This window comes from Bacillus sp. RCC_6_1 (assembly GCF_041360755.1).
Taxonomy (GTDB): Bacteria; Bacillota; Bacilli; order Bacillales; family Bacillaceae_G; genus Bacillus_A; species Bacillus_A cereus.
The window spans coordinates 162,092-185,412 of record NZ_JBFUPV010000007.1 but is presented as its reverse complement, the minus strand read 5'-3'; the positions used below and the strand labels follow the sequence as shown (position 1 = coordinate 185,412).

The following is a 23,321-nucleotide window of genomic DNA, read 5'->3' as shown; positions in this document are numbered from 1 at the left end:
ATTAGACCTATTAAATTGCATAAAGTGGGGGAGAGGCTCTTTACAAAATAATGATTTAAAACATAAATTGAATCAAGGTACACAAATTGTATAGGGAGCAGGAGGAAGTATGATTCTAAAAAAAGTAATGGAAGAAAATACAAGCAAACAGATTCTCAGTTAATTAAAAAGAAGTTCTAATAAATAAATGACAACATATGAGTAAACACCAATGCTTTATTATAAAATTTTTTAGGAAGTGAAAACATTATGAAATCAGCTTTAACTAACATTATAATCTCCTTGATTCTTGCAGTAGGAGGGGGCATTTCGCTTTTGTTTACTTTAATGGGAGGTCAAGATTGGATCTGGGATTGGGTAGGGTTATTACTGGCATATCTATCTTTGGGCATTTTAATAGGCTTATATAATAAAACTGTGGATCACAAAACATTATCTAGAATATTAAAAAGAATTTTGTTTATTTCCTTTAATTCTACAGTATTAGGAATAATAATAGGGATAACATGCCAACTATTAGGAAAGGCGAATCTTACTATAATGATGTATTATTGGTTGATAATGTTATTACTACATTTCATTACTATAATAACATTAGTTATCCTAGTATTTGTACATCAAAATAGTCAAAATTACAGCCTGTTATATACATTTATTGTAATTTTAAACATTTTCCTTACCCTAGGACCAGTATTATATCCTTTGGTTCTAACTATCATAGGAAATGGCATGAATGCTAGTGCAGGACACTAATTTTTACCTATATAGATTATTAAAATAAGTAATCCAAAATTGACATTGGTTAAGTTAAAGAACTTTATAAACTAATAGGATAATATAATTAAACAACATAAAGTGAAATAATAGGATAGAAAGAAGATTATAATATGAAAATTAAGCTTAAGAAAAAAAGAATTATAAGTGTATTGTTGGCTATTACATTAGTAGCAATAGGGTATTACATGTTTCAATCTATTACGAATCCTAAGCTGGTAAATGCGGAAGAGGTAAACAGTGTTCAACAAGTGAGCGGTCTACCTAAAAATGAATTTAAAAAATCGATACCTAATCGTTTTGATGGTAAAGAAAGAAAAGTTGCATATTTAACTTTTGATGATGGACCAGGAAAGTATACAGCTAACCTATTAGATGTATTAAAGAAAAATGATGTGAAAGCAACATTCTTTTTAATTGGCGATAATGTGAGAAGGTTCCCAGATTCGGTAAAACGAGAGCATGTAGAGAACCATTATGTGGGTATGCATAGTATGAAACATGATTTTAAAATGTTATACACCAATCGGGAATATGTTAAGGAAATGAAAGAAGATCAATCTTTAATTCGAAATGTTATTGGAAACACACCCAAATTAACACGTCCACCATATGGATCAATGCCTGGCTTAAATGAATCACTTCGAGATGAAGTGGTCAGAAATAATTTAAAAGTATGGGATTGGACAATTGATTCTTTAGATTGGAAATACAATAAATTACCCGTTGATGTAGCAGCTGCAAAAATTGTTCAAAATGTCTTAGCAAGTGCGACGTCTTCAAAAGAAATTGTTTTAATGCACGATATACATCCACAATCTGTCGCGGCAGTTCCAGCAATTATAAAAGGATTAAAAGAAAAAGGGTATGAATTTGAAGCATATGATGAGAATAATCATTTTCCGATAAACTTCTGGCATGATAAACAAATATAAAAAGTAATTATGAGTTAAATGAATGAAATAAGAAATTGATATAAGGTTTAAAAATATATGTAAGAGCGCGTTGACCTAAATATATAACAACACGCTCTTTTAACCATTTATTTTTTATTATTAAATTTAAATATAGTTTTTTTCAATGTATATAAATAATTAATTAAATGGTTTTTATTTTTATACATTCAATTACTTAATTACTATATAACAATGAGGTGGATTTAATTGTCGTTTTTAAAAAACAGTAAAATTGGAACAACACTAAACGTAATGGTAGTTATAGCAAGTGTCTCTTGTATCATATTATCTATACTAGGATTTTGGGGCCTTAAAAAAGGGGAGCATGCTTCTACTACTATGTATGAAGATAGTTTATTGCCAATTCAGTGGATAGGAGCTATAGAGTCTAATTTTTATCTTATTAATATGAATGTAAAGGAAACGATCCTATCAAAAGATGAAAAACGAATAAAAGAACTTTTAACAGAAATAGATGTAGCTCGTGCAGAAACTGATCAGTTATTAAAGAAGTTTGAGACAAGAGTTAGTTCTAATAGAGAAAAGGAATTGTATAACACATTTTATACAATATTCAAAGACTTAAGAACACAACTGAAAAAAGTGCAAGATTTGGGACAATCTAATAATGAAGAAGCATATGCTTATTACCTAAAAGAGGTTGATCCTAATATGAAAAAGTCAATTCAGGCAATTCGCGAACTTATCCAATTTAATACTAATAATGCAGATCAATTACAAAAAAATAATACTGACAGTGCAACAAATACCATGATGCTGTTTGTTAGTATCTCCATTATAGCAATTGCAATTGTTGTTTTTATTGGTTATATCATTAAAAGTGCGATTAAACAACCAATTGTATTATTAGAAAAAGATATGGAGCGAGTATCTAAAGGTGACTTAACAATACGTACTTCTTATAAATCAAATAATGAATTAGGAAGCATTGTGAAGTCTTTTAATAGTATGCTGGATAACTTGCAACACTTAATTGGGGAAGTAAAAAACACAACACAAGAGGTTATTTCTTCTACCAATGGAATGTTGCAAGATACTAAACGAGCATCCCATATTTCAAGAGAAGTTGTTCAAACAATATCTGAGGTTGATAAAAAAATAGAAGGACAAGTTACAAGTATTCAAGAAAGTTCATCATCAATGGAAGAAATTGCGACTGGAGTTCAAACCGTAGCTGAATCTTCAACAACGGTTACAGAAGTGGCTGTCACAACAGCAGAACAAGTCAATTCTGGTAGTGAAGTGATAAAAGAATCTATAATTCAAATGAATAGTATTCATGAGGTTGTTGAAGAAACTTCTAAAGTAATTGAGAGGCTTGTTACACGTACGCAACAAATAGATAAAGCTCTGGATGCAATCACTAATATTGCGGAACAAACAAATCTTCTTGCCTTGAACGCCTCAATTGAAGCTGCACGTGCTGGAGAAAACGGAAAAGGATTTGCAGTAGTGGCAGCGGAAGTAGGAAATTTAGCTGAGCAGTCTAAAACATCTGCATATGAAATCAATCATTTAATACAAGCCATTCAACAAGATACAAAAGATACAGTTGTTGCAATGCAAAGAGGTCAACAAAAAGCTTCAGAAGGAAAAGAAACAGCTAATAAAGTAGATCAAGCATTCACATCTATTATGTCGGCTATTAATAAAATCACTAGTCAAATTCAAGAAGTATCTGCAGCGACAGAAGAAATGTCTGCGGGTACAGAAGAAGTCAATGCCTCTATGTCCAGTGTTTCTGAAACTGCCACGCAAGTAGCTAAGGAAACAACTCAAACTGTACAATCTATCCAATCACAAGCAGCATCAATCAAGGAGATATCGAATCAATCTAACAAAATAAAAGAAAAAGTAGAAGCATTGTCAGCATTAGTTTCAAAATTTACTATCGAGAAGCAAGACAAAGAGCAATCAAATATAATGTGAAAATAATAAAAAATTGCTATTAAAATAGGGCAATTTTTAAGTCTGATTAACAGTTAAATTTAAATAGTTAATTATATTGTTGGATTTCCCACTGGGAGTTATTAATAGAAATAACTATCTTTTAATCAAAAGAAATTTACTTATGATTTAGAGTAAGTAAATTTCTTTATAATATAATAATATTAAATTTTACAGAAGCTATTGTTTATAAAATAGTATCCACTATCTTGTCTAAAAAGCTCCCATGTTCATGCCTTTATACAACAACAAATGCACAAAGTTTGAAGTTAAAATTTAAGTCTATATTAGTAACAAAAAATATTTATGAAAGATCTGCTTTCTTGTCTCATTAGGAGAAAATGATAGTCTAAATTTATGTTAATGGGCATAGGAAAGGATTCTACAAACATTAAATACGATTGACAACGCGAGATTACAAGTGTAATATGCAGTTATAGATTACAAATGTAATACAGAGAGGTGTAATTTTAAACAATGAAAGAATTACCTAAAATTTCGGAGGCTGAATTAGAAGTAATGAAAGTATTATGGTCACAATCTCCACAAACAGCAAATGAGGTGATTGTAGCGTTAGAGGTGAAAATGGATTGGAAACCCAAAACGATTCGAACGCTGATTAATCGATTAGTTCACAAAGAAGCAGTAGCTTACCATCAAGATAAAGGGCGTTTGTACTCTTATTATCCTTTAGTATCGCAAGATAGTTATTTACAAGTAGAAACGAAATCTTTACTTAAACGTTTCTATGGTGCAGCATTTAAACCTTTACTTGTAAATTTCTTAAAAGAAGAAAAGCTGTCTTCAGAAGATATTAACGAACTTAAACGTATTCTGGATGAGAAAACTGAGGAAAATCTGAGGAAGGATAGATTATAGTGATAGAAAAATTTATAAATATCTATCTACCTGCTTTTTTTGATTGGATGATTGAGACCACTATTATGGCTAGTATATTAGTGGGCCTAATCTTATGTATTAAGGTCTTGTTTAGAAATAAGTTAACTCCACGTTGGCAATATATGCTGTGGATCATATTAATTATAAGACTTGTATTACCTTGGTCGCCAGATAGTTCCTATAGTATCTATTCTGTTCTTACTTATAAGAGTGATGATGCATTCATTTCTAGCCAAAACCCTGTAGCTAGTTTTCTTTCAAAAGAACGCATGCAAGAATTGAAAGGTATAGACGATACAAAGATTCTCACAAAAGAAGGTACTTATACCTCAAGTTCAACAAAAACTAATCAGGCAAACAAGACACAAACACACAATAATGAAAAGCATGCTGATGAGACGATTTCGTTTTATACAGTCTTTATATGCATTTGGCTTACTGGAGTTATCCTTCTAAGCTTTGCTACTTTTATAATGAACAGGCGTTTATTACTTTACATAAGAAAACAACCTGTTATTACAGATGAGAAGATTATCCAGATTTTTGAAAGGTGTAAGTACTCTATGTCTATTCAACGGAATATCCCTCTATTTGTATCTGGAAAGGTTTCCAGTCCAACAGTGTTCGGATTTATTCGTCCCAAGTTGTTATTGTCAACTGTACATATGGAAATATTAGATGAACAACAGTTACGATATATTTTTTATCATGAATTAGCTCACATCAAGCGAAGAGATGTTGGTGTGAACTGGCTTATGCATGGCTTACTCATTTTAAATTGGTTTAATCCCATTCTATGGTATGCCTACTCATGTATGCGGGAAGATCAAGAACTAGCATGCGATGCATTAGCTCTTACATGTATAGATTCAGAGGAACAAATTGCGTATGGATATACTATTATTAGTCTATTGGAACACTACTCAAGTTATTATCAAGTACCAAGTATAGCAAATTTTAGTAAAAACAAGAGAGCGTTAAAAAGGAGAATTCTAATGATTAAAAAATTCCAAAAAAAATCATATCGTTGGTCTGCGATAGGGGCTGTGGCAGTGATTGCAGTATCATCTGTATCCTTATTAAACGCCCGTGCTGATCAGCCGACTAACCCTGAGAAACAACAATTAGAAGTGAAAAATAATATGAAAGAATTAAAAACACGAACAGATGTTCCTATACAGCGAATTGTAGAAAAAATGATTGGTACAAAAGAACAAGCAGAAGCAGAATTTTTTGTTTCCGAAGGAGACTATAATACTTTACTTACAGAGATTGGAGTGGCGAGGAATCTGTTTACGAAAGAAGAATTTGATCGATTCATTACATTGGAAACAGAAGCACATATTTTAGATAAAAAAGTAAGGCAAGTAGGAAGTCCTGAAAAGTTAGACCCAGAAGAGGAAAAAAAATATGAGAAAAACAGTGAAGAAATTGGACCATTTAGAGAGAAAATTCATTCGCATTTTAGATTAACTAAAAAGGAAGCACAGAAATATGTTGATTTTCCAATTAACACCCCAAGTTATGTGGTAAAAGGGTTTAAATTAACTGGAGAAGGTGTTAATACACCGATGACTACTGGAAAAATGAATCCCGATTTTATTTATGAATATCAAAATGAAAGTAAAGATAATGTATATATTGTGCACCAATCTGCAGTTACTGCTGAGGGAATAGAATTCTCGAATAAAAAAGCGGATTATAATGAAAAGGTAACAAATTATGAATTAGAAGGTACAAAAATAACCTTAGTTGAAAGTCTTGATACAGAGGAAACCTATAAAGTAATGCAAATGATTGTTCCTGCAAAAGGAAAGAATAGCGCTTTTCAAGTCTTTATTATTGCAGGTGATTTAAGTAAAGAAGAAACAGAGAAAGTTATGCTGTCCTTTCTAAAATAAAAATAGAGTCTCAGGATCCCGTTCTTGAGGCTATATTTTTTAGCTTAAACGAAACCTATAAGTGGGAAGAGAAATTAGTATAGTCTATATAATAAAAAAGTAAAATGATATTTAGTTTTGCTAGCTTGATTGAGGTGGATAAAAAATAACAATTTAAAACATAAATTGAATCTAGGTAGGTATATTGTATGGAGAACAGGAGGGAGTATAATTCAAAAAGAAGTAATGGAAGAATACTAGCAAATGGTGATGTATTTTACCGCTATCACCTGGATCTCAAGTAAAACCTCATCATTTAGATATAGTTTTACGTGCCCTTTTATAATAAATGCTATTTCTTCACCTTTATGTGCCACAGGCTCCATAGATGAAGCGGTTTGAGGTAGCTGATTGATTAAAGCCAATTCCAGTGATCCATCTAAATTAGGAGATAATAACTCATACGAAACATTACCGCTTTCAGGGAAAGTTATTTTTATCTTTGGTTAGCTCTTACAACTAATTCTTCTGTATTGGTATTTTCCAAGAAAAAATTTAATAAAAGAATATTTAATGCTACAGAAATTAACTTTAGTGTTTGTAAGGGTGGATTCGTGATCCATTGCTCAATCTTACTTAACATGGAAGGCGTTGTATCAGCTATTTCAGCTAAATGTTTACTAGTTAATCCTGCACCTTTTCGAAATGCCATAATTTTTTGAACAACATTAATATTGTTCATATAAATAATCTCCATTAAATGAGTGGAGTATATTAAATTTAAATTAATTTTATTTACTTATACTTAATATAATGTTAATATATATTTAATTAAAATAAATTAATATTAATTTTCAAACTGTCAACTGATGCGAAACCGTGGAAAAAAATCTACTTAGAAGTAAAGGGATTACTGTTATTGAATATACAACAGACTATAGTAAAGCGATAGAAAAAGAAGAATACAAGCTAATAATGTATTCTTAAGTTTTTAAAGGACGTGAAATGAACATGAAACCAGTTTTAAAATATATAATTATTTCCCTTGTTTTTTCAATAGTAGGGGTGTGTTGGGCGCTGTTTGACATCTTTATGTTAGATGCAGACTGGCTATTGATTTGGATAGGTGTATTAATGGCATATCTATCGTTGTATATTGTGATAGGTCTATATAGTAGAAAAACGTACGATTCAAAATTGGCTAAAGTGCTTCTAAAAACAATAATTACAACCTTTAGTTTTGGAGCATTAGGAATATCATTCGGAGTTGTACACGAGATATTAGGACCATTGAGTCTTACTTTAATGACATGGTATTGGTTTATAATGATATTTTTATATTTAATACCCATAATATTATTATCGATTTTAGTATTGGTAAGTAGTAAAAATCATAATTTCCCTGGGGTATATAGTATACTTATAATTCTAAATATACTTCTTACGTTATGGCCGTTATTATGGCCATTATTTATTAATTTTATGGGATCTGGTATGAATGCAAGTGCAGGATGGTAGCAGCTCACAGATTATAAAAAGATTAAATGAAAAAGGTTATGAATTTGAAGCTTATAACCGAATAAAAAAAAGGATGAATAAGTTAAATGAATGGAATAAGAAATTAATATAGGGTTTAAATATTGGTAAGAGTGTGTTTAGCTAAATATATAACAACACGCTCTTTTAACTGGCTATTTTTTATTATTTAAATTTTTAAAAATAATATTGATTAAATGAAAAGAGAGTTTTGCTCTCTTTTTTTTGCATTTCAGCAAAACCTTATTAAATGTGAAGTGAAAATTCATTTGGAATTTATATTAGTAACGAAAGATATTCAAGAAGTATCTACTTTCGTGTCTAAAAAGTATCCATTTTCATGTCTCAATAACGGGACATGAAAGTCTAAACTTTTTGAACATAGGACAAGAAACTCTAAACTACTTAGCCAATAATAATACAATAAAAAAGAAAGTAAACTTTTACCCAAAAGTTTACTTTCTTTCAATCACTGTGTTTATAACATTTCTTCATATTTCGAATAAATATCCAAAAAGGATACATTCAAAACACTGTTATTTTGGTTGTTATGAACAATTGCTACTTTTACATAAAAAACAGTCGAACAGCTTAAGAATTATATTTACGTGTCCGATTAACTAAAATGATTTATCAAATCAAAAAAGAGAGTGAGGCAGATGAAAATAAAATTCATAGTTGGTAAGTTGAAAGTGTATTTCGAGATTAACAGAGCTACATTTAAATTAATAGACGAGTTAATAATGAGGTCGCGCCAACTAAACGCGAACTTCGTATGCTAAGGAATTTCTAAGTTAAAAACCTGGGTTTTACCGTACGTTAACAAATTTCCATAAACGACATTTAATGTTTGTTATGGGATTTTGTTTTTAGTAATGAGTTTAAGAACTGGTTTTTGGCCGTATTTCTTTCAGATATCATCCTTTATTTATTATATATAGTTTGGAAAAATTACCATTTACACACAATCAGTATTAGTGTATTATTCATCTAGTACACTAATACTGAGGAGGGAAGAAATGGAAATTGATTTTTCTCCTAATATCCCGATTTATATTCAGGTAATGGAATACATAAAAAAGGAAATTGTAACAGGTCGTTTAGCACCGGGTGATAAAATCCCAGCTGTACGTGAACTAGCCAGTGAATTACAAGTGAATCCCAATACGATTCAACGCACATTTCAAGAGCTAGAACGAGAAGGTATTGCTGTGACACGAAGAGGAACAGGGAGATTTGTAACGAGTGAAGGAGAAAAGATTACTGAACTACGCAAAGAAATGGCAACAGAGTTGCTTGATAATTTTATAAATGGAATGGACAATTTAGGATTTACGAAAGAAGAAATTCTTCCAATCCTCCATTCTTCATTAGAAAAGAAAAGGAAGGAAAACTAATGACAGAGTTATTAAAAATTGAAAATCTGTGGAAAAGATATAACTTAAAAACAGTGCTTCAAGATTTAAGTGCAACAATTTCTGAAGGGAAAATTATTGGTCTTGTTGGTGATAATGGTAGCGGAAAAACGACATTATTAAAAATGATTGCTGGTTTGCGTTATCCTTCTAAAGGAACTATCACAATTGAAGGTCAGAAGGTAGGAATAGAATCAAAGAAAACTGTTTCATTTATGCCTGATAGTCCTGTTTTTGACGAGTGGATGACGATAAAAGATGCTGTAGTTTTCTATCGGGATTTTTATAGTGACTTTGATTTTCATCAGGCAATGGACTTAATAGCTGAGTTTAAAATGCCATTAGAAGAGCATATAGTTGCTTTATCAAAAGGTGGAGTGGAAAAATTACAACTTATCTTAACTTTCTCCAGGAAAGCAAAGTTATATATATTAGATGAGCCATTGGGTGGAATTGATCTTGTTTCTAGAAAACATGTACTAGATTTAATTCTTAAATTTTACCGAGAAGATTGTACCATTCTCATTTCAACTCATTTAATAGAAGAAATCGAAAATATATTTGATGAAGTAATCTTTTTAAAAGACGGAACTATTATATTACATGAAAACGTAGAGGAAATTCGTTTTCATCACGGGAAAGCAGTACATGAATTGTTTAGGGAGGTGTTTGAGCAATGAACCCACTTTTTCTCTATTTATATAAGTGCAATAGAAAAAAAATAGCAGTCTTTTATTCTGGTTTTATTATTATTTCTTTACTTCTTTTATTTAGTACGATAGGACTCTCAAGGGTACTACCTCCGTTTTTAAAGGATTTAGTATTACTCATATACCTAATAATAATTGGTATAGCTGCATTTTTACTTCTTCTAATAGCGCTGCCTTCTTTCAATAAAATATTAAAAAATTCTATGATTCGTTATACAACCATCCCAACCCAAAAATATATATATACGAATTTATTATTTTTTACATTAATGTTTATTATTTTATTAGGTATAGGCTTAATTTTTTCATATTATTTTTCACAAAGTCTTTATGATGGAAAAGTAATTGGTTATAATCCGAGTCTTTATGGTGGGGAAGTAACCGGAGAATTTCGACAAGAATATCACAAGTTGTATAGTTACGGAATCTTCCAACACATATTTGCTTTTCTTTTATGGGGAATCGATTTCATGAGTATCCTTATTTCTTGTTATTTTATCATAGCCATTATAAGGCTGTTTCCAGTGAAGTCATGGATGAGTAAAATAATTTTATTCATCATTTTCGTTGCTATCTTTTCAACAATACAAACAATAGTAATGAATGTGTTAAGTAAATTAGAGAAATATGCAGTTACTATTAAAAGTTCTGGGTTCATGGATAAGAATGATTTTTTTGATACATCATTTTACCCTATTGAAGATTTCACTATTTTGGGTCTATGTTTTACTTGCTTGTTAATAATTGTACTCGTAGCGATTACAGGTCGCATTATCAATAAGAAATTAGAGATATAAAAAATCACTTTATAAGTAAAAGATATTTTGGGAGGAAAGCATGAAAACATCTAATCCAATGTTAAAAAAAGACAAATTCCATGAAAAGAAGACAAGCGCTTCTACGATGACAATAGGTGGAACGATAGGAAAAACATTCATTTTGCTTATCTTACTTCTTGCAGCATCTGTCTATTCCTACGTACAGATGACACAAGAGACAATGAAAATACCCGTGTTAATTGGAATTATAATAGTTACTCTAATTGTCGCTTTTGTGGTTATATTCGTTCCGCGCATATCCCCAATTTGCGCACCGATTTACGCAATATTACAAGGGGTTTTATTAGGAAGTATTTCAGCATATTATACAATGCGCTTTGGTGATTCTATCGCTTTAACTGCCGTATTACTAACAATTTCGATTTTATTTTCCATGTTAGTGTTATACGCAACTCGAATAGTAAAAGTAACTAAAAAGTTTCGTGCGGTTGTAACGGTTGCAACACTTGGAATTTTTATTATGTATTTTATTGTTTTCTTATTGAGCATCTTAGGGGTGACTGTTCCATATATTCATCAAGGTGGGACAATTAGTATTATCATAAGTGCAATTGTAATTGTTGTTGCTGCATTAGATTTATTACTAGATTTTGATTCAATTGAACATGGTACTCATAGTGGAGCACCAAAGTATATGGAATGGTACAGCGCAGTAGGACTTATGATGACATTAGTATGGTTATATCTAGAGATCCTTCGTCTGGTTTCTTACATTATGAAAAACAAAGACTAGAAAACATCCTGCATGGTTCAAACATGCAGGATGTTTTTGTATTTCGTAGTATCAATTAGGTCACGTTATGTAGAGAAAGAAAAATTTCATTTAGAGGGTACTTCAAAACTTTAGCTTGATGGATGTATGGTGCTACCCCTATAAGCTCAATAGGTCATAGTTGGAAAAAAAGTAAGGCTATGGCCTATTTTTACACGTATCTCGGTTGTACCTCTTTAACCGATGAATATTGCAAGTAAGAACGGCCCATTCAATATTTTCTATTCAAATATGATAGAATGAAGATATATCCAAAACGGAGGGAAAACAAATGAACTCAAACACAAAACAGTTTATTTATGATATCCAGCAAAGAAAGAACAATTATATAGAAAATGTATTAATAGCAATACAACACCCTCAAAAAGAGCAATCTGAACAAGTCATTCAAAATATAGTAGAGAAGATGGATATGATGATTAGTTTAGTTACTACTTACATGGCTATTGAATCCGAATCTACAAAAGAATTAAAAGAGCTTCAGGAAGAACTTATTCATGCTCAAGCATATATTCAAAAACGGAAATTTGAAGAAACACAGAGATAAAACCCTGTGTTTTTACTTGGTGGACTATGACATTAATTTTTTTAAAATTTGATTATTGCTTTGGCATAATCCATACAATTTGTTGAATGCGTACAATATATGGCGCCGTATCTTCAATGAGCAAATGATCTGGTTTCACATCCTTTAATTTACCTCTTATATTGCCTCTTACAGTTTCAATAACCACATGTTTACCAATTACTGATTGTAATGTCTGATATACATAGGGATTAGGCACACTTACCATATTTTGTTTACTAAAGTCATTTCCCTCCAAATAACTCATTCTATAAGACTCCTTTCTAACTTGCATTCTTTCTACTAATATATGATATAAATCTTATAAATATGCTAGAAGGATAATTCATTATATGGACGGAAATAACATTTTAATAGGGTACGGTTTCTATTTCTACATTGCTAAAAAAAATGATTTATATAAAGTTACTTTTACTAGTTAATAGGAGATGATAAAGGGATATTTTGAATATACATCTAGGTTGTTCGTTTCTGGATATGTATCATTTTAAATACGGCCTTTATTAGAATAGTGCTCATACTTTTTTTGAGATTCTTTCGTAATACGTGCGTTAAGTAAAATTGCTAACAATAAAAACACTCCATATTTTCCTCCTGTAGCTCCTATGATAATCACACTACTACAAACAAGTATAATTAATAGGATAAACGAAACTGAATAAATACGGTCATAATTTTTTGACATCTTTTCGTATTTTATGCGTTCTTTCCTTGCATTCATCTAAATTCCTCCTTTAAATTATCCATTTCACTATCAAATAAATCTCACCCTTAAAAAGGAAATAATATAACGTTATGTAAATTAGTTTGTTTTTTTATCAACTAATTTATATAACGTAAAAAGAAACCCTACCAATATTAAGCTTTCCATTATGATAATTCCGACCCTCTCCTTCCTTTTAATCCCAACACATCAAATAAAAGTTGCAGCAAACAAAAAGGATCATCCCTTTTCGTAAAGGATCATCCTTTTCTTCATTCAACAATTTTCAGGTATTCTTGATTGATTAAAATAACAGCCGGTCCATCTACAACAATTCCACCAACTTCAATTTTTTCATAAGGCTCAATCTTTATAGAAGTAATCCCTTTCCGCTTCTTTAACTCGTTACTTAATTCTTGCGTTGGCATGCGTTTCATATCTTCACTCCTTCTTATTGTTTCATTTAATCTTATTATGTTAAATAAATTGTAAAAATGGTTTCTAGTTCTAGAAATCCCATCAATTTGTATCGTTGACCATATATTTAGATGTTACCAACTCGCGTATCTCTCTTATGAAAAGAAGATAAACAATTACTATTCACTGTCTCAGTGAATGTAAAAATTCTTAAAGATAGAGATGAGATTGATTGTTTTTTCTTTTAGAAATAATGACTTAGATATATACCTAAAACAATGAAAGCCCTACCTCTCTTTCATCCTTACGGCTCCTTGTCCGTGCCAGTGTGAATCAGGATTGCAAAAATTCAAGTGACTATTTGATCGAGTTATTTAATGAAACTTCGAACGTTCGTAAAAGAAATTTAAAAATAAAAATGGATTAGATTGAAGTAATAACAAAAGAGGTTCCTACTCTAAAAGTGAGTTGAAGAAATTGAATGTCTTTGAAATGAGTTGCTTTTAATACTCATCATATTCCCGAAAGATTTAGAATGTTTTTAGAGGATATAACGCATTATTTATAATGAACCTTAACAGAAACTTTTTATTTGATTTTCAGTGATTCCTTTAATTAATTCTAGTTCACTGACCAAAAATCTATATGCATCATCCAACAATTTTTTTTCGCTTGTATTGAGTGCTTTTTCTTTCTTCATACGCATTAAATCCCGTACAACTTCAGCACCTTCTTGTATTTCACCCGTTTTTATTTTGTCCGTGTTCACTTTATGCCTTTGTTTCCACGGCAGTAATTTACAGGATTCTTCATGGTGAAAAATGTGTATAATGTGCTTTAATGCAAGTATATCAATAACTGGGCGTATATTCGAATTCAATATTTTACCCGTAGGAATCATGACTTGCATATTACTGATCGACATTTTTATGACAAAATACTGTTGTTTTTTTCCTGAGAATTCTTTTTCTTCTATGGCTTCAATTATACCTGCTCCGTGCATTGGATAAACAATGTTATCGCCAATTTGAAACATATAATCCACCTCCATATATGGTAACCTTCTTAACCTTAACATATATGTGTTTTTTTATCAAATATTTCATAATATCATAAAATTATTTTTGCTGTCAATTACTTTTTCTTTAAAAATCAAATCGAATAAAAATAGCACAAAAAACATAGGGAGTGTGTCAGATTTCCCATAAAGGGAAGGGGAATTTCCCCTCGTATATTCTGAAACCTCTACTCATTAACGTAGATCAGTTTTTCCCTTGAAAACGACCAAATCGATCCCTTATTTTTTTCAATCTTGTGTGGTAATCCAAAATCTCAATTCTTGCTTTTTCAGCTAGAGGTGCAATTGGTCGTAGGGCTTTTAACCCCCAATACTCAATCACTACATCAAGTACTTGATCAAAATATTGTAGTGGTCCATAGTTCGCTTCTTTTGCAATTACAGCCATTCTATTTTCAAAATCAGGCATGACGGCACCTGGCATTTTAAAATTCTTAATTACATTGGCAATATGATAGCAATAATTAGGTTCTAATTCCAAATGTGTTCGAATGACGTCTCGATAAAAAGCATAATGAAGAGTCTCATCTTTGGCAAGACGACGTAATAACGTAGCAAGATCTGGATCATGCTTACTTGCAACCTTAGCAACATTATTGTAAAACACCATCGTTGCAAGTTCTTGTAGCGTCGTATACGTCATAGCTTCGATTGGTGTATGAAAATCAGGTTCAAATCCCGCCTCAACGACTGACTTTCTTAATTCATGTATTCGTTTAGGATTCACACTTCGAGTGAGTAGTAAATATGTCTCCAATAGATTCGAATGTTGATCCTCTTCTGATGTCCAAGTATGAATAAAGTCTGTAATAACAGAGAGGGACCCTTTAAAAGTCGCAGATAAATACGTGGTAAACCAAGGTAAATTCACTTCTGTTAATAAAGCTGTTTCAATGGCTGTAATTACACCAGTAGGAAGAGTAACTTGACTTTCACCCCAAGGAACTCTTTTAAAGTCCATTCCCTTATCCCATGGTAAAAACTCATGATAACCCCAGTCTATCTTCTGCGCTCTAATTTTATGTTGTTCATACAGTTCTTTTAAACGTGGTTCTAATCGGAAATCTAAATCATTTGTTAGCATAAAAGTCCCCCCATTTCTTATCAAAGATAGTCATTCTATTTTTACTCTTAAAATTTTCTACAAATAAATATTACGTTCCTTTTTTTAAGTCAAACATAATAAATTTGTAACAAAACCTTTTAAGAGCGCTATATTTTTATAGGATTTTTTTATTAAAAGGGGGACCGTTACATCTATTTTCTTTTTTTATAAAATAGATACTGAGGCATACAATATGTTAGTTAGCCTAAATAAAGAAACTAACCTCAGTAAATTCAGAATAACATTCATGGATGAAGGTACTCGTCATGTTATAAATCTTCGTGAGTGTAAAAAGGTGCATGCTTATAAAGAATCATTTTATAATAAAGATAGATAGTGTTTTATACACATTAACAACTTATTTAGATGTAAATCCAATATATTAGATTAAGCACTTGAAAACCAAATAAAGTGGATGAGATAGCCTTAAACGACAAATCCCAACTAGAACAATGTACATTGGCTATGTATGGTGAGTTAGACCAAATTTTGTTATACAACAAAAAAGGGAAGAGGCGATAAACATGCAGTCAACAGAAGCGCATATGAAGGAAAAACAACGTAGAGAAAAAATAGAAATTATATTTAGTCACAGGGTAAAAGGGGAGAGTTATTTTCACGGCTCTTCCTATCAATGGAAAAACATTGTATATCAAAATTATGATAGAATACAACAAAAAGAGATGGAAGTTGAACAACTCATTTCGAAAATGGAAAAAGCAGGGGTTCGTTTTACGCAGCACCGTTCACTCATATACTATCCCGTCATTGATTTTGTAAAATATATAGCTAAGATTTATAAGGAACCCCTCGAAATACAATAATCATATTTAAAGGAAACATTTATAAATGGTTTATTTTCGAGGCTTTTTTAACTAAAACCTTAAAAAATCATTACTACATTCTTTTTATTTTCAATACTCATCCGTTTTGTTATAATATCAACCATAGCGTATTATATTCGTTTGTATATTTTCATATTTTGGGGATTTTATTACACAAAAAGACAACTCTTAATTGGAGTTGTCTTTTATTTTGTTCGATATACACAATACTATTCTGATACAAAAACATCACGATTCTTACAACCAAAGAAAAAGTAGGATTTCTAATAAGAGAGATCCTACTTTATTTCCTCATATTCCGTCATTATTTTATGAAACGTGTTTTTCTTTAGCTCTAACATTTGCATAAACATAGTAGCTGTCTTTTCTTCACCTTGACATTTATTACAAAAAATGTTAGTATTAAAATGAATTATTTTTGTTCGGTGTAAAGGATTGGTAACTTTTCACCTTTATGATCACTGAGAGCAAGGATAGTATTACATTGTGTGTGTTTACACACTAGGAGGCAATACAAATGGAAAAAGGTAATGTAAAATGGTTTAATGGCGAAAAAGGCTTCGGATTCATCGAACGTGAAGGTGGAGACGATGTATTCGTTCATTTCTCAGCGATTCAAGGCGAAGGTTACAAAACTTTAGAAGAAGGTCAAGCAGTGACTTTTGATTTGGAGCAAGGTCAACGTGGACCTCAAGCTTCAAACGTACGTAAAGCTTCTTAATTTTACAAACCAGGGAAGGCAGGCTCTTTTATAAGAGTCTGCTTTTTTTCCGTGAAACAAAGAACCCCCGACTCGTAAAGGACATGAAAACAGTAAATCAAATGGTAAACCAAGTCTAGCATATACTTACGGAGTATCCTAATTTAATTTTTGAGCTACCAACTTTATAAGCCTTTTTTTAGCATAAAAGTACCCCCTAAATGAAAATTCTCTTTCTCTACAGTTAGTTATTTTGAGAAGTCAGCTCATTTTTTGTTGTGGGGGTGTTTACACTCCTTAAGTTGATGGGCATGGGGTCCTACCAAAAAAAGCGAAAAACATACGCTAAGTAAATTTAGACATAAAAAAAGCCGATTTTTCCTATGCTAAAGAATCATCAGCCTGTATTTTTTATATCGAATTAGTTTAAGCTTCTGGAATAATTGTAATAGCGATGGTCCGAACTGGATCCTCTATTGCGTTTCCCTTACTTTGGGCATGGTAGTATTTAGTCATTAATTCATTAAGTTCATTTTGAAAATTTATAAAGTGTTCCTCATCTAACTTTAATTCCACTACAGAAAAAGAAGCATTATCTTCTTGGCTGTTTTGTTCATCTAATTTCTTAAGATAACTTTGATATTGTGTCATAAGTGATAACTGGTAATAGGAAATGTAGTTTAACTTTTCCTTATTAGATAATCCCTTCCATTCACTTCCTTCAATTTTTGCATCTTCTTCATTTATTGCGTAATATTTTTCAGAAACAGATTTCACTTTTTTTTCTTTAATCACATGGACAATACCAGAATCAACCATGGTTTGTAGATGTCTATATAGAGTTGCTTGTGGTACATTTTCAATGATTTTTACCATTTCTAATGGTGTTAACCCATCTTCCTTATTTCTCATAAGTACTTGGCAAATTTTCATTCTTACGGGATGCATTAAAACTTCAACTTTATTACTCACTATATCACCTTATTTATTGTTTATTTTTATTCTTATTATAAATAATGAGAATAATGATTGCAATGTATCAGCTCTTATTTTATCATTATTAATAATGATAATGAATTTAGGAAGGAATGGTGAAAATGCAACTACATTATGGATTGAATGACCTTAAAGACATTGATATTATGGCTTTTCTCCCCATTGTATTGCCGATTATTGCAGTGGGGGCACTATTAGTTTTCATTGCACTAATTGATTTATACCGACATAGGAAAACAAGAAAAAATGTACTTGTATGGACGCTAATTATTCTTTTTGTTAATGTATTGGGACCTATTCTGTACTTTGTTATAGGGAGAAAGGACAGTGAGAAATTATGAAATTAGAAATTAGAAATGTAACAAAATCATTTAAAGGGAAAATTGCTGTCAATAATTTCTCGATGGAACTGCAATCGGGGGAATGCGTCGGATTAATTGGGCCGAATGGAGCAGGTAAATCCACATTAATAAAAGTGATTTCGGATATTATTAATCCGAATGCTGGTGAAGTTTTGTTGAATGGGATAAAAATATCAAAAATGAAAAGAGAAATTGGTTACCTACCGCAATACCCTAATTTTTTTCATTGGATGACAGCGAGAGAAACCCTTACGTTTATGGGGCAACTTTCGGGATTGAAAAAAGAGGAATTGTCAAAGTCAATTCCAAAAATTTTGGAGAAAGTTGGACTAAGGGGCGAAGAAAACTCAAAGGTTGGTACATTTTCTGGTGGAATGAAACAACGACTTGGTATTGCACAAGCATTATTGCATAAACCTTCGCTAATTGTCATGGATGAACCGGTATCCGCATTAGATCCAATCGGCCGACGGGAAGTATTGAATTTGATTGAAGAAATAAAAAAAGATACAACCATTTTATTATCAACCCATATATTAAGCGATGCAGAAGAAATCTGTGAACGATTTGTCATTATAAAAGATGGAACAAAAATAGAAGATACAACGATTACTGAGCTTTTACAACGTAATAGTGAAAATAAATTAATTATTGAAATCACAGCTAAAGATCAAAAATGGATTGACGTTGTTAAAAAATTACCGTATGTGAAGGACGTAGAAGTGATTGGGCTTAAAGTTAAAGTGAAGGTTGAAAGTATCGAAGTAAACAAAAATTTATTGCTACAAAATGCACTCGAACATAAAGTGGACATCATTAAGTTTGAAGTGAGCAACGATACTTTAGAAGAAATTTTCTTGAAATTGGTGGTGCAAAAATGAATAACTTAATGGTATTGATAAAAAAAGAATGTGTTCAAATGTCACGTGATTTTAAGGTGATTTGGCTACCAGTTGTTTTTATATTTTTAGGGGCAACACAGCCAGTAGTAACTCATTACTTGCCATCAATTCTAGAAGCATTAGGTGGCGGTCAGGGTATTACCATTGATTCGAGTATGGCAGCACAAAAAGGAGGCGAAGTACTAGCGAGTACTTTGGGATCTCAGTTTGATCAGCTTGGAATTATGATTCTGGTAATTTCTATGATGGGTGTCATTCAAACAGATAAAGCAAACGGTATGTTGGCCTTTATTTTAACAAGGCCCGTTACTGTTACTTCATATATAGGTGGGAAAATAGTATCTAATTATTTAATGGTAGCTTTTAGTGTAACAATTGGATACTTTACCTCTTATCTATATGTAAATTATTTTTTTACTGCTGTTCCATTTTTACACATGATTACTGGATTAATATTTTATCTAATTTGGGTTCTTTTTATCGTATCTTTCACAACAATGATAAGTGCTATTTTTTACAGTCAAGGTATTATTGCGTTAATTTCAATTGTTTTCCTTTTAGGTTGTAGATTAATCGTCGGTTTGAGTCCAATAATGAATCAGATTAATCCAGCCAGTATGAGTAAACATGCAATGGAAACGCTAGTTACGGGATTAGTAAATTCAAGCGCAATAAGCAATATGCTACTAACTGTTTTTTTGATTTTATTCACACTCTTCGTAACGAATTATTGGATTATTAATAAAAAGTTTAATTATGAATAAGCAGGGAACAACCGTGATGAAGATATGGGATTTTTGAGTTGGTTTAGTGGCAAGGATCTTACTTCTGTATTTATTGCCTTACTATCAATCTTAATAATTGGGAACCATCTACTTACTCATGAATGTACAGAAACTTATAATTTAAATAAATTAAAGTCGATAGTTCCTTAACGTGGGAATAATCGGCTTTTTTATGTCGAAATTTACTTAGTGTATATTTTCGTTAAAATGATGGCGGGACCCATACCCATCAACTTAAGAAAAATAAACGTCTCCAAAACGATAAAAGTAAACTTCGGTGCTAAAAAAACAAAATTTCCATTTAAGATACCCCCAGAATGAAAACTTTATTTTTTTGCAACTAAAGGACAAATAAAAAAGTTCCTTAACAATTTGTTAAGGAGTGCGGAATAAAGCCGCAATTTGGGTTGCAACCCAAATTGCGATTATAATAGCAATTGTATTCCCAAAAGCAATGTTTCAAATGGATTTCAACATACAAGCGTGGGATAAACGAAAACAAATCATGTGTGACGTATTAAATATAAATTTTGATGCTGGTGTAGTTCATATTAAAGATCAAAAAACAAATTTGTATTGGGGAAGGAAGTTTGAAGATGTAGAACTACTCCAATATACAGGACAAAAAGATGCGTACGACACGGAAATATTCGAAGGGGCCATTGTATATCAAGAGTTTTATGATCGTATATCAGAAAAACATGGATTTACAGGAGTAGTTAAGCAGAAGGAAGGTGCTTGGTGGATTTGTAATGGAGTGGATCATGCTGAATTGCTGTGGAGCGAAGTAAATCTGAATCATGTAAAAGGTAATATATATGAGAATTTAGAGATTTTAGAAAACTGGACAAAATAGTTATTTTATAACCCAAAATAAAAGAACCCGTTTGTTATAAACGGATTCTTCCCTTAAGGTGTGCAAGGAATACAAGGTAACTGGCCTAGGGAAACCTGTAGAATTCCTTGTGATTGTAATGTATGCAAAGGAATCAATAAGGTTAATGAATTTTAAACAAACTTCTTATTTAGTAACAAATAAAGAGCACCGTAAAAGGTGCTCAATGGCTAATTCTGAAATGATCATGAATATTGTATGTATGTTTCTAGTATATGTGCAGTTTTTATATAGAAACTATGTCTTGCGTGCCCATTGCATTCTATGTTTATTGTATGGAAAACGTGATACATTGCAATACATTAAAAGAGCACTTTTGATAGTGCTCTCTGACTAAAACTAATATTGAAAAAGGATACCCAAGATATTATATGTATGTTTTTTAGATGGGTTCAGTTTTAAAACAAAATCTTTCTTTTACACAACAAAGCAGCTAGTTAACAAAACAAACTGCTTGTTGTCCAAAAGAAACGCTGCGCTTACAGAAATAGTTTGTAACTTTAAGTTACAAAAATAGTATGAACAGGGTAGAAAATGTTATGCAGAAATGAAAAAAATAAAATGAAAAAGAGCAACATGCATAAGTGCTCTTTAAGATAGGAGGTAACACTTTGAGCTGGACGGTTAGGTTAAAAGTATATGTTGTAGAAAAGGAATAAGACCTAAAACATATTTTTAACTTAATACAAAAGAGCAGTTAGCAAAAGCTAACTGCAATGAGAAATTACACCCATGAATTTAGGAGTAAAAAATTACATGGTTGAGTATAATATGGGCCAAAATTCTAGGTTTATGTAACAAAAATAAAAAAGAGCAGCTTTTTTTAATAACTGCTCTCTGTTGTGAATTACAACCTGGGTAAGAAACAGATTTTATTGTGATTACTATTGGCGGAATATTGAATTTTATTAAATTGTTAAACAAACTTCTTATTTGGATGCATAAAAAAAGACAACATCCGAAGGGGAATGTTCTCTCAACAAATGTAACATTCTATGAAAGAAAAGAGGAGATACAATAATATATGCTTGTCCAGTTTAAATGTGAAAAGATTTTAAAATTAAAGAGCGCAAATTGAGAGCGCTCCAGGGGGCTAAGATTCGAGAATTTTTAAACTCTTGTTTAATTACATGAAAACTCCCTAAAGAGTATCTATGGAATTTTAACATTTAACTGATTATTTTTACAGATATATATTGAAACTCGAATGTTAAAAAAAGAAACCCCGTTTATTCACGGGGCTTCTAAGGGTAATTGTCAAGTAATGACGTACTCAACTAATTAACAATATCATGAATTTTTTGGTAAAAAAACAGGTAAATATATCCAAATGGATGGGGCATTATTTTAAACAAAAACGCTATTTGGCACAACAAAGCAGCTAGCTGAAGTAGCTAACTGCTTTGTCGTACAATTTTAGAAGTACAACTAGATACAGATATATGTTGTAACAAAAAGTTACAACTATATTATAAACAAATATCAAAATATTATGCATGAAAGAAAACTAAACAAAAATTTCATTTTGTATTAAGTTGGAATATAAAAAGAGCGCTTAGTAAAGCGCTCTCGTGACGAGCCTCATTTTATAACGACTATTTTATAAAGAAAGGAACTCAGGATATTATATGTGCGTCAGTTAATTGAGTACCTTGTACAAATAAAGAGCAGCTAGCAAAAGCTAACTGCTCTCCAGAAAAGCATTAAGAAGGAAGTTCAGAACTCAAGTGCATTTATAGTATGGACAAGGTTTAGGGATTTATTCAAGGAGGAATGGATACGAGGAAGGTTAAAGAGTTTACAGGTAAAGTCGGTGCGGAATTTATGAGTTTTCTTCTTGAAGACGATACATTACACAGTGCTTATTATTCCCATGTTGAAGTTGTTATGGATAATGGCAAGAAGAAGATGTTGTGCATTAAGGACGACACTGGATTAAAAGGTATAGCTGAAGGTCAAACAAGGGCAGAGGCAATTACGAAAGCGAAAGTGTTTTTAAAGAGACAGGAAGAAAAACAAAGAGCAGCTAGCAAAGGCTAACTGCTCGGTACTCCAAGGGGGAACAAGGAGAAAGATAACCATGTGTCTACAGTATTGACGGAATATTGAGTTTTATTCAGGGCTGGTTCCAAAAAAGTGATATACCGCCAAAATATAAAATTATTAAAAGGACAATTACTATGAAAGCAATTAAAGA

Annotated in this window: 24 protein-coding genes and 2 pseudogenes; 18 read left to right on the top strand and 8 right to left on the bottom strand. The window is 31.4% G+C overall.

The window, feature by feature from the left end; all coding sequences use genetic code 11:
• The first annotated feature begins 249 nt into the window (after positions 1-249).
• From AB6801_RS20255 to AB6801_RS20235, 5 genes are all read left to right on the top strand, one after another.
• Positions 250-753, top strand: a complete 504-nt coding sequence (locus AB6801_RS20255; protein ID WP_097919103.1) for a DUF3902 family protein — start codon at positions 250-252, stop codon at positions 751-753.
• Between the two features lie 134 nt (positions 754-887).
• The gene (locus tag AB6801_RS20250) at positions 888-1,709 is read left to right on the top strand and encodes a peptidoglycan-N-acetylglucosamine deacetylase (protein ID WP_087948232.1); all 822 of its coding nucleotides are present in this window, start codon (positions 888-890) and stop codon (positions 1,707-1,709) included.
• 228 nt (positions 1,710-1,937) lie between these two features.
• Positions 1,938-3,680, top strand: a complete 1,743-nt coding sequence (locus AB6801_RS20245; RefSeq protein WP_087948233.1) for a methyl-accepting chemotaxis protein — start codon at positions 1,938-1,940, stop codon at positions 3,678-3,680.
• A gap of 495 nt (positions 3,681-4,175) precedes the next feature.
• A complete protein-coding gene (locus AB6801_RS20240) occupies positions 4,176-4,577 on the top strand; it encodes a BlaI/MecI/CopY family transcriptional regulator (protein WP_087948234.1) in 402 nt (133 codons plus the stop codon).
• The gene (locus AB6801_RS20235; RefSeq protein ID WP_087948235.1) at positions 4,577-6,499 is read left to right on the top strand and encodes a M56 family metallopeptidase; all 1,923 of its coding nucleotides are present in this window, start codon (positions 4,577-4,579) and stop codon (positions 6,497-6,499) included. The genes AB6801_RS20240 and AB6801_RS20235 overlap by 1 nt, the downstream gene beginning before the upstream one ends.
• 252 nt (positions 6,500-6,751) lie before the next feature.
• On the opposite strand, the pseudogene AB6801_RS20230 reads toward AB6801_RS20235, so the two are convergent.
• A pseudogene (locus AB6801_RS20230) lies at positions 6,752-7,220 on the bottom strand (helix-turn-helix domain-containing protein); the annotation flags it as partial.
• Between the two features lie 269 nt (positions 7,221-7,489).
• Between AB6801_RS20230 and AB6801_RS20225 the strand changes: the two are divergent.
• From AB6801_RS20225 to AB6801_RS20200, 6 genes are all read left to right on the top strand, one after another.
• Complete coding sequence (locus AB6801_RS20225; protein WP_000805762.1) at positions 7,490-7,996, top strand: DUF3902 family protein; 507 nt, start codon at positions 7,490-7,492, stop codon at positions 7,994-7,996.
• 1,037 nt (positions 7,997-9,033) lie between these two features.
• On the top strand, positions 9,034-9,411 hold the full coding sequence (locus AB6801_RS20220; RefSeq protein WP_046946208.1) for a GntR family transcriptional regulator: 378 nt from the start codon (positions 9,034-9,036) through the stop codon (positions 9,409-9,411).
• Positions 9,411-10,109 (top strand): ABC transporter ATP-binding protein, encoded by a 699-nt coding sequence (locus AB6801_RS20215; RefSeq protein ID WP_087948236.1) that lies wholly within the window; start codon positions 9,411-9,413, stop codon positions 10,107-10,109. The genes AB6801_RS20220 and AB6801_RS20215 overlap by 1 nt, the downstream gene beginning before the upstream one ends.
• Positions 10,106-10,936, top strand: coding sequence for an ABC transporter permease (locus tag AB6801_RS20210; protein WP_370941151.1), 831 nt, complete (start codon positions 10,106-10,108; stop codon positions 10,934-10,936). Before AB6801_RS20215 ends, AB6801_RS20210 begins: the two co-directional genes overlap by 4 nt.
• Before the next feature lie 40 nt (positions 10,937-10,976).
• Positions 10,977-11,711, top strand: a complete 735-nt coding sequence (locus AB6801_RS20205; protein WP_000858314.1) for a Bax inhibitor-1/YccA family protein — start codon at positions 10,977-10,979, stop codon at positions 11,709-11,711.
• Between the two features lie 310 nt (positions 11,712-12,021).
• The gene (locus AB6801_RS20200) at positions 12,022-12,297 is read left to right on the top strand and encodes a hypothetical protein (protein WP_001087724.1); all 276 of its coding nucleotides are present in this window, start codon (positions 12,022-12,024) and stop codon (positions 12,295-12,297) included.
• Positions 12,298-12,349: 52 nt separating this feature from the next.
• Here AB6801_RS20200 and AB6801_RS20195 read toward each other — a convergent pair whose 3' ends face one another.
• The 5 genes from AB6801_RS20195 to AB6801_RS20175 all read right to left on the bottom strand — a co-directional run bounded on the left by AB6801_RS20195 (position 12,350) and on the right by AB6801_RS20175 (position 15,618).
• Entirely contained in the window at positions 12,350-12,583 is a 234-nt protein-coding gene (locus AB6801_RS20195) for a YuzF family protein (protein ID WP_000120817.1), read from the bottom strand.
• Between the two features lie 240 nt (positions 12,584-12,823).
• Positions 12,824-13,057 carry a hypothetical protein gene (locus AB6801_RS20190; RefSeq protein WP_000993974.1) on the bottom strand — a complete coding sequence of 78 codons (234 nt, stop codon included), beginning with the start codon at positions 13,055-13,057 and terminating at the stop codon, positions 12,824-12,826.
• A gap of 254 nt (positions 13,058-13,311) precedes the next feature.
• Positions 13,312-13,476 carry a BC1881 family protein gene (locus tag AB6801_RS20185; RefSeq protein ID WP_000827566.1) on the bottom strand — a complete coding sequence of 55 codons (165 nt, stop codon included), beginning with the start codon at positions 13,474-13,476 and terminating at the stop codon, positions 13,312-13,314.
• A gap of 554 nt (positions 13,477-14,030) precedes the next feature.
• Entirely contained in the window at positions 14,031-14,492 is a 462-nt protein-coding gene (locus AB6801_RS20180; protein ID WP_000486305.1) for a CarD family transcriptional regulator, read from the bottom strand.
• Positions 14,493-14,718: 226 nt separating this feature from the next.
• Positions 14,719-15,618, bottom strand: a complete 900-nt coding sequence (locus tag AB6801_RS20175) for an acyl-ACP desaturase (protein ID WP_047387351.1) — start codon at positions 15,616-15,618, stop codon at positions 14,719-14,721.
• 545 nt (positions 15,619-16,163) lie between these two features.
• Here AB6801_RS20175 and AB6801_RS20170 point away from each other — a divergent pair.
• Positions 16,164-16,463 carry a hypothetical protein gene (locus AB6801_RS20170; protein WP_001191997.1) on the top strand — a complete coding sequence of 100 codons (300 nt, stop codon included), beginning with the start codon at positions 16,164-16,166 and terminating at the stop codon, positions 16,461-16,463.
• 299 nt (positions 16,464-16,762) lie between these two features.
• Here AB6801_RS20170 and AB6801_RS20165 read toward each other — a convergent pair.
• Positions 16,763-16,852 (bottom strand): annotated as a pseudogene (locus AB6801_RS20165) (integrase); the annotation flags it as partial.
• 149 nt (positions 16,853-17,001) lie between these two features.
• Here AB6801_RS20165 and AB6801_RS20160 point away from each other — a divergent pair.
• Positions 17,002-17,205: a cold-shock protein gene (locus AB6801_RS20160; protein ID WP_000410775.1), complete on the top strand. Its 204-nt coding sequence runs from the start codon at positions 17,002-17,004 to the stop codon at positions 17,203-17,205.
• Positions 17,206-17,610: 405 nt separating this feature from the next.
• On the opposite strand, the gene AB6801_RS20155 is transcribed toward AB6801_RS20160, so the two are convergent.
• A complete protein-coding gene (locus AB6801_RS20155) occupies positions 17,611-18,156 on the bottom strand; it encodes a transcriptional regulator (protein WP_000066861.1) in 546 nt (181 codons plus the stop codon).
• Positions 18,157-18,281: 125 nt separating this feature from the next.
• On the opposite strand from AB6801_RS20155, the gene AB6801_RS20150 reads away from it, so the two are divergent.
• The 5 genes from AB6801_RS20150 (at position 18,282) to AB6801_RS20130 (ending at position 23,164) form a co-directional block, all read left to right on the top strand.
• Entirely contained in the window at positions 18,282-18,521 is a 240-nt protein-coding gene (locus AB6801_RS20150) for a PLD nuclease N-terminal domain-containing protein (RefSeq protein ID WP_001175966.1), read from the top strand.
• Positions 18,518-19,423, top strand: coding sequence for an ABC transporter ATP-binding protein (locus tag AB6801_RS20145; RefSeq protein ID WP_087948238.1), 906 nt, complete (start codon positions 18,518-18,520; stop codon positions 19,421-19,423). Before AB6801_RS20150 ends, AB6801_RS20145 begins: the two co-directional genes overlap by 4 nt.
• Complete coding sequence (locus AB6801_RS20140; RefSeq protein WP_001061468.1) at positions 19,420-20,208, top strand: ABC transporter permease; 789 nt, start codon at positions 19,420-19,422, stop codon at positions 20,206-20,208. The genes AB6801_RS20145 and AB6801_RS20140 overlap by 4 nt, the downstream gene beginning before the upstream one ends.
• 475 nt (positions 20,209-20,683) lie before the next feature.
• Entirely contained in the window at positions 20,684-21,085 is a 402-nt protein-coding gene (locus AB6801_RS20135; protein WP_065845906.1) for a YopX family protein, read from the top strand.
• 1,812 nt (positions 21,086-22,897) lie between these two features.
• Positions 22,898-23,164 (top strand): hypothetical protein, encoded by a 267-nt coding sequence (locus AB6801_RS20130; RefSeq protein WP_087948240.1) that lies wholly within the window; start codon positions 22,898-22,900, stop codon positions 23,162-23,164.
• Positions 23,165-23,321 lie beyond the last annotated feature (157 nt).

Bases quoted from the DNA above. Each gene is read 5' to 3' on its own strand.
- AB6801_RS20255 (WP_097919103.1), top strand. From the start codon at position 250: ATGAAATCAGCTTTAACTAACATTATAATCTCCTTGATTCTTGCAGTA.
- AB6801_RS20250 (WP_087948232.1), top strand. From the start codon at position 888: ATGAAAATTAAGCTTAAGAAAAAAAGAATTATAAGTGTATTGTTGGCT.
- AB6801_RS20240 (WP_087948234.1), top strand. From the start codon at position 4,176: ATGAAAGAATTACCTAAAATTTCGGAGGCTGAATTAGAAGTAATGAAA.
- AB6801_RS20225 (WP_000805762.1), top strand. From the start codon at position 7,490: ATGAAACCAGTTTTAAAATATATAATTATTTCCCTTGTTTTTTCAATA.
- AB6801_RS20220 (WP_046946208.1), top strand. From the start codon at position 9,034: ATGGAAATTGATTTTTCTCCTAATATCCCGATTTATATTCAGGTAATG.
- AB6801_RS20215 (WP_087948236.1), top strand. From the start codon at position 9,411: ATGACAGAGTTATTAAAAATTGAAAATCTGTGGAAAAGATATAACTTA.
- AB6801_RS20210 (WP_370941151.1), top strand. From the start codon at position 10,106: ATGAACCCACTTTTTCTCTATTTATATAAGTGCAATAGAAAAAAAATA.
- AB6801_RS20205 (WP_000858314.1), top strand. From the start codon at position 10,977: ATGAAAACATCTAATCCAATGTTAAAAAAAGACAAATTCCATGAAAAG.
- AB6801_RS20200 (WP_001087724.1), top strand. From the start codon at position 12,022: ATGAACTCAAACACAAAACAGTTTATTTATGATATCCAGCAAAGAAAG.
- AB6801_RS20195 (WP_000120817.1), bottom strand. From the start codon at position 12,583: ATGAGTTATTTGGAGGGAAATGACTTTAGTAAACAAAATATGGTAAGT.
- AB6801_RS20190 (WP_000993974.1), bottom strand. From the start codon at position 13,057: ATGAATGCAAGGAAAGAACGCATAAAATACGAAAAGATGTCAAAAAAT.
- AB6801_RS20185 (WP_000827566.1), bottom strand. From the start codon at position 13,476: ATGAAACGCATGCCAACGCAAGAATTAAGTAACGAGTTAAAGAAGCGG.
- AB6801_RS20180 (WP_000486305.1), bottom strand. From the start codon at position 14,492: ATGTTTCAAATTGGCGATAACATTGTTTATCCAATGCACGGAGCAGGT.
- AB6801_RS20175 (WP_047387351.1), bottom strand. From the start codon at position 15,618: ATGCTAACAAATGATTTAGATTTCCGATTAGAACCACGTTTAAAAGAA.
- AB6801_RS20170 (WP_001191997.1), top strand. From the start codon at position 16,164: ATGCAGTCAACAGAAGCGCATATGAAGGAAAAACAACGTAGAGAAAAA.
- AB6801_RS20160 (WP_000410775.1), top strand. From the start codon at position 17,002: ATGGAAAAAGGTAATGTAAAATGGTTTAATGGCGAAAAAGGCTTCGGA.
- AB6801_RS20150 (WP_001175966.1), top strand. From the start codon at position 18,282: ATGCAACTACATTATGGATTGAATGACCTTAAAGACATTGATATTATG.
- AB6801_RS20145 (WP_087948238.1), top strand. From the start codon at position 18,518: ATGAAATTAGAAATTAGAAATGTAACAAAATCATTTAAAGGGAAAATT.
- AB6801_RS20140 (WP_001061468.1), top strand. From the start codon at position 19,420: ATGAATAACTTAATGGTATTGATAAAAAAAGAATGTGTTCAAATGTCA.
- AB6801_RS20135 (WP_065845906.1), top strand. From the start codon at position 20,684: ATGTTTCAAATGGATTTCAACATACAAGCGTGGGATAAACGAAAACAA.
- AB6801_RS20130 (WP_087948240.1), top strand. From the start codon at position 22,898: ATGGATACGAGGAAGGTTAAAGAGTTTACAGGTAAAGTCGGTGCGGAA.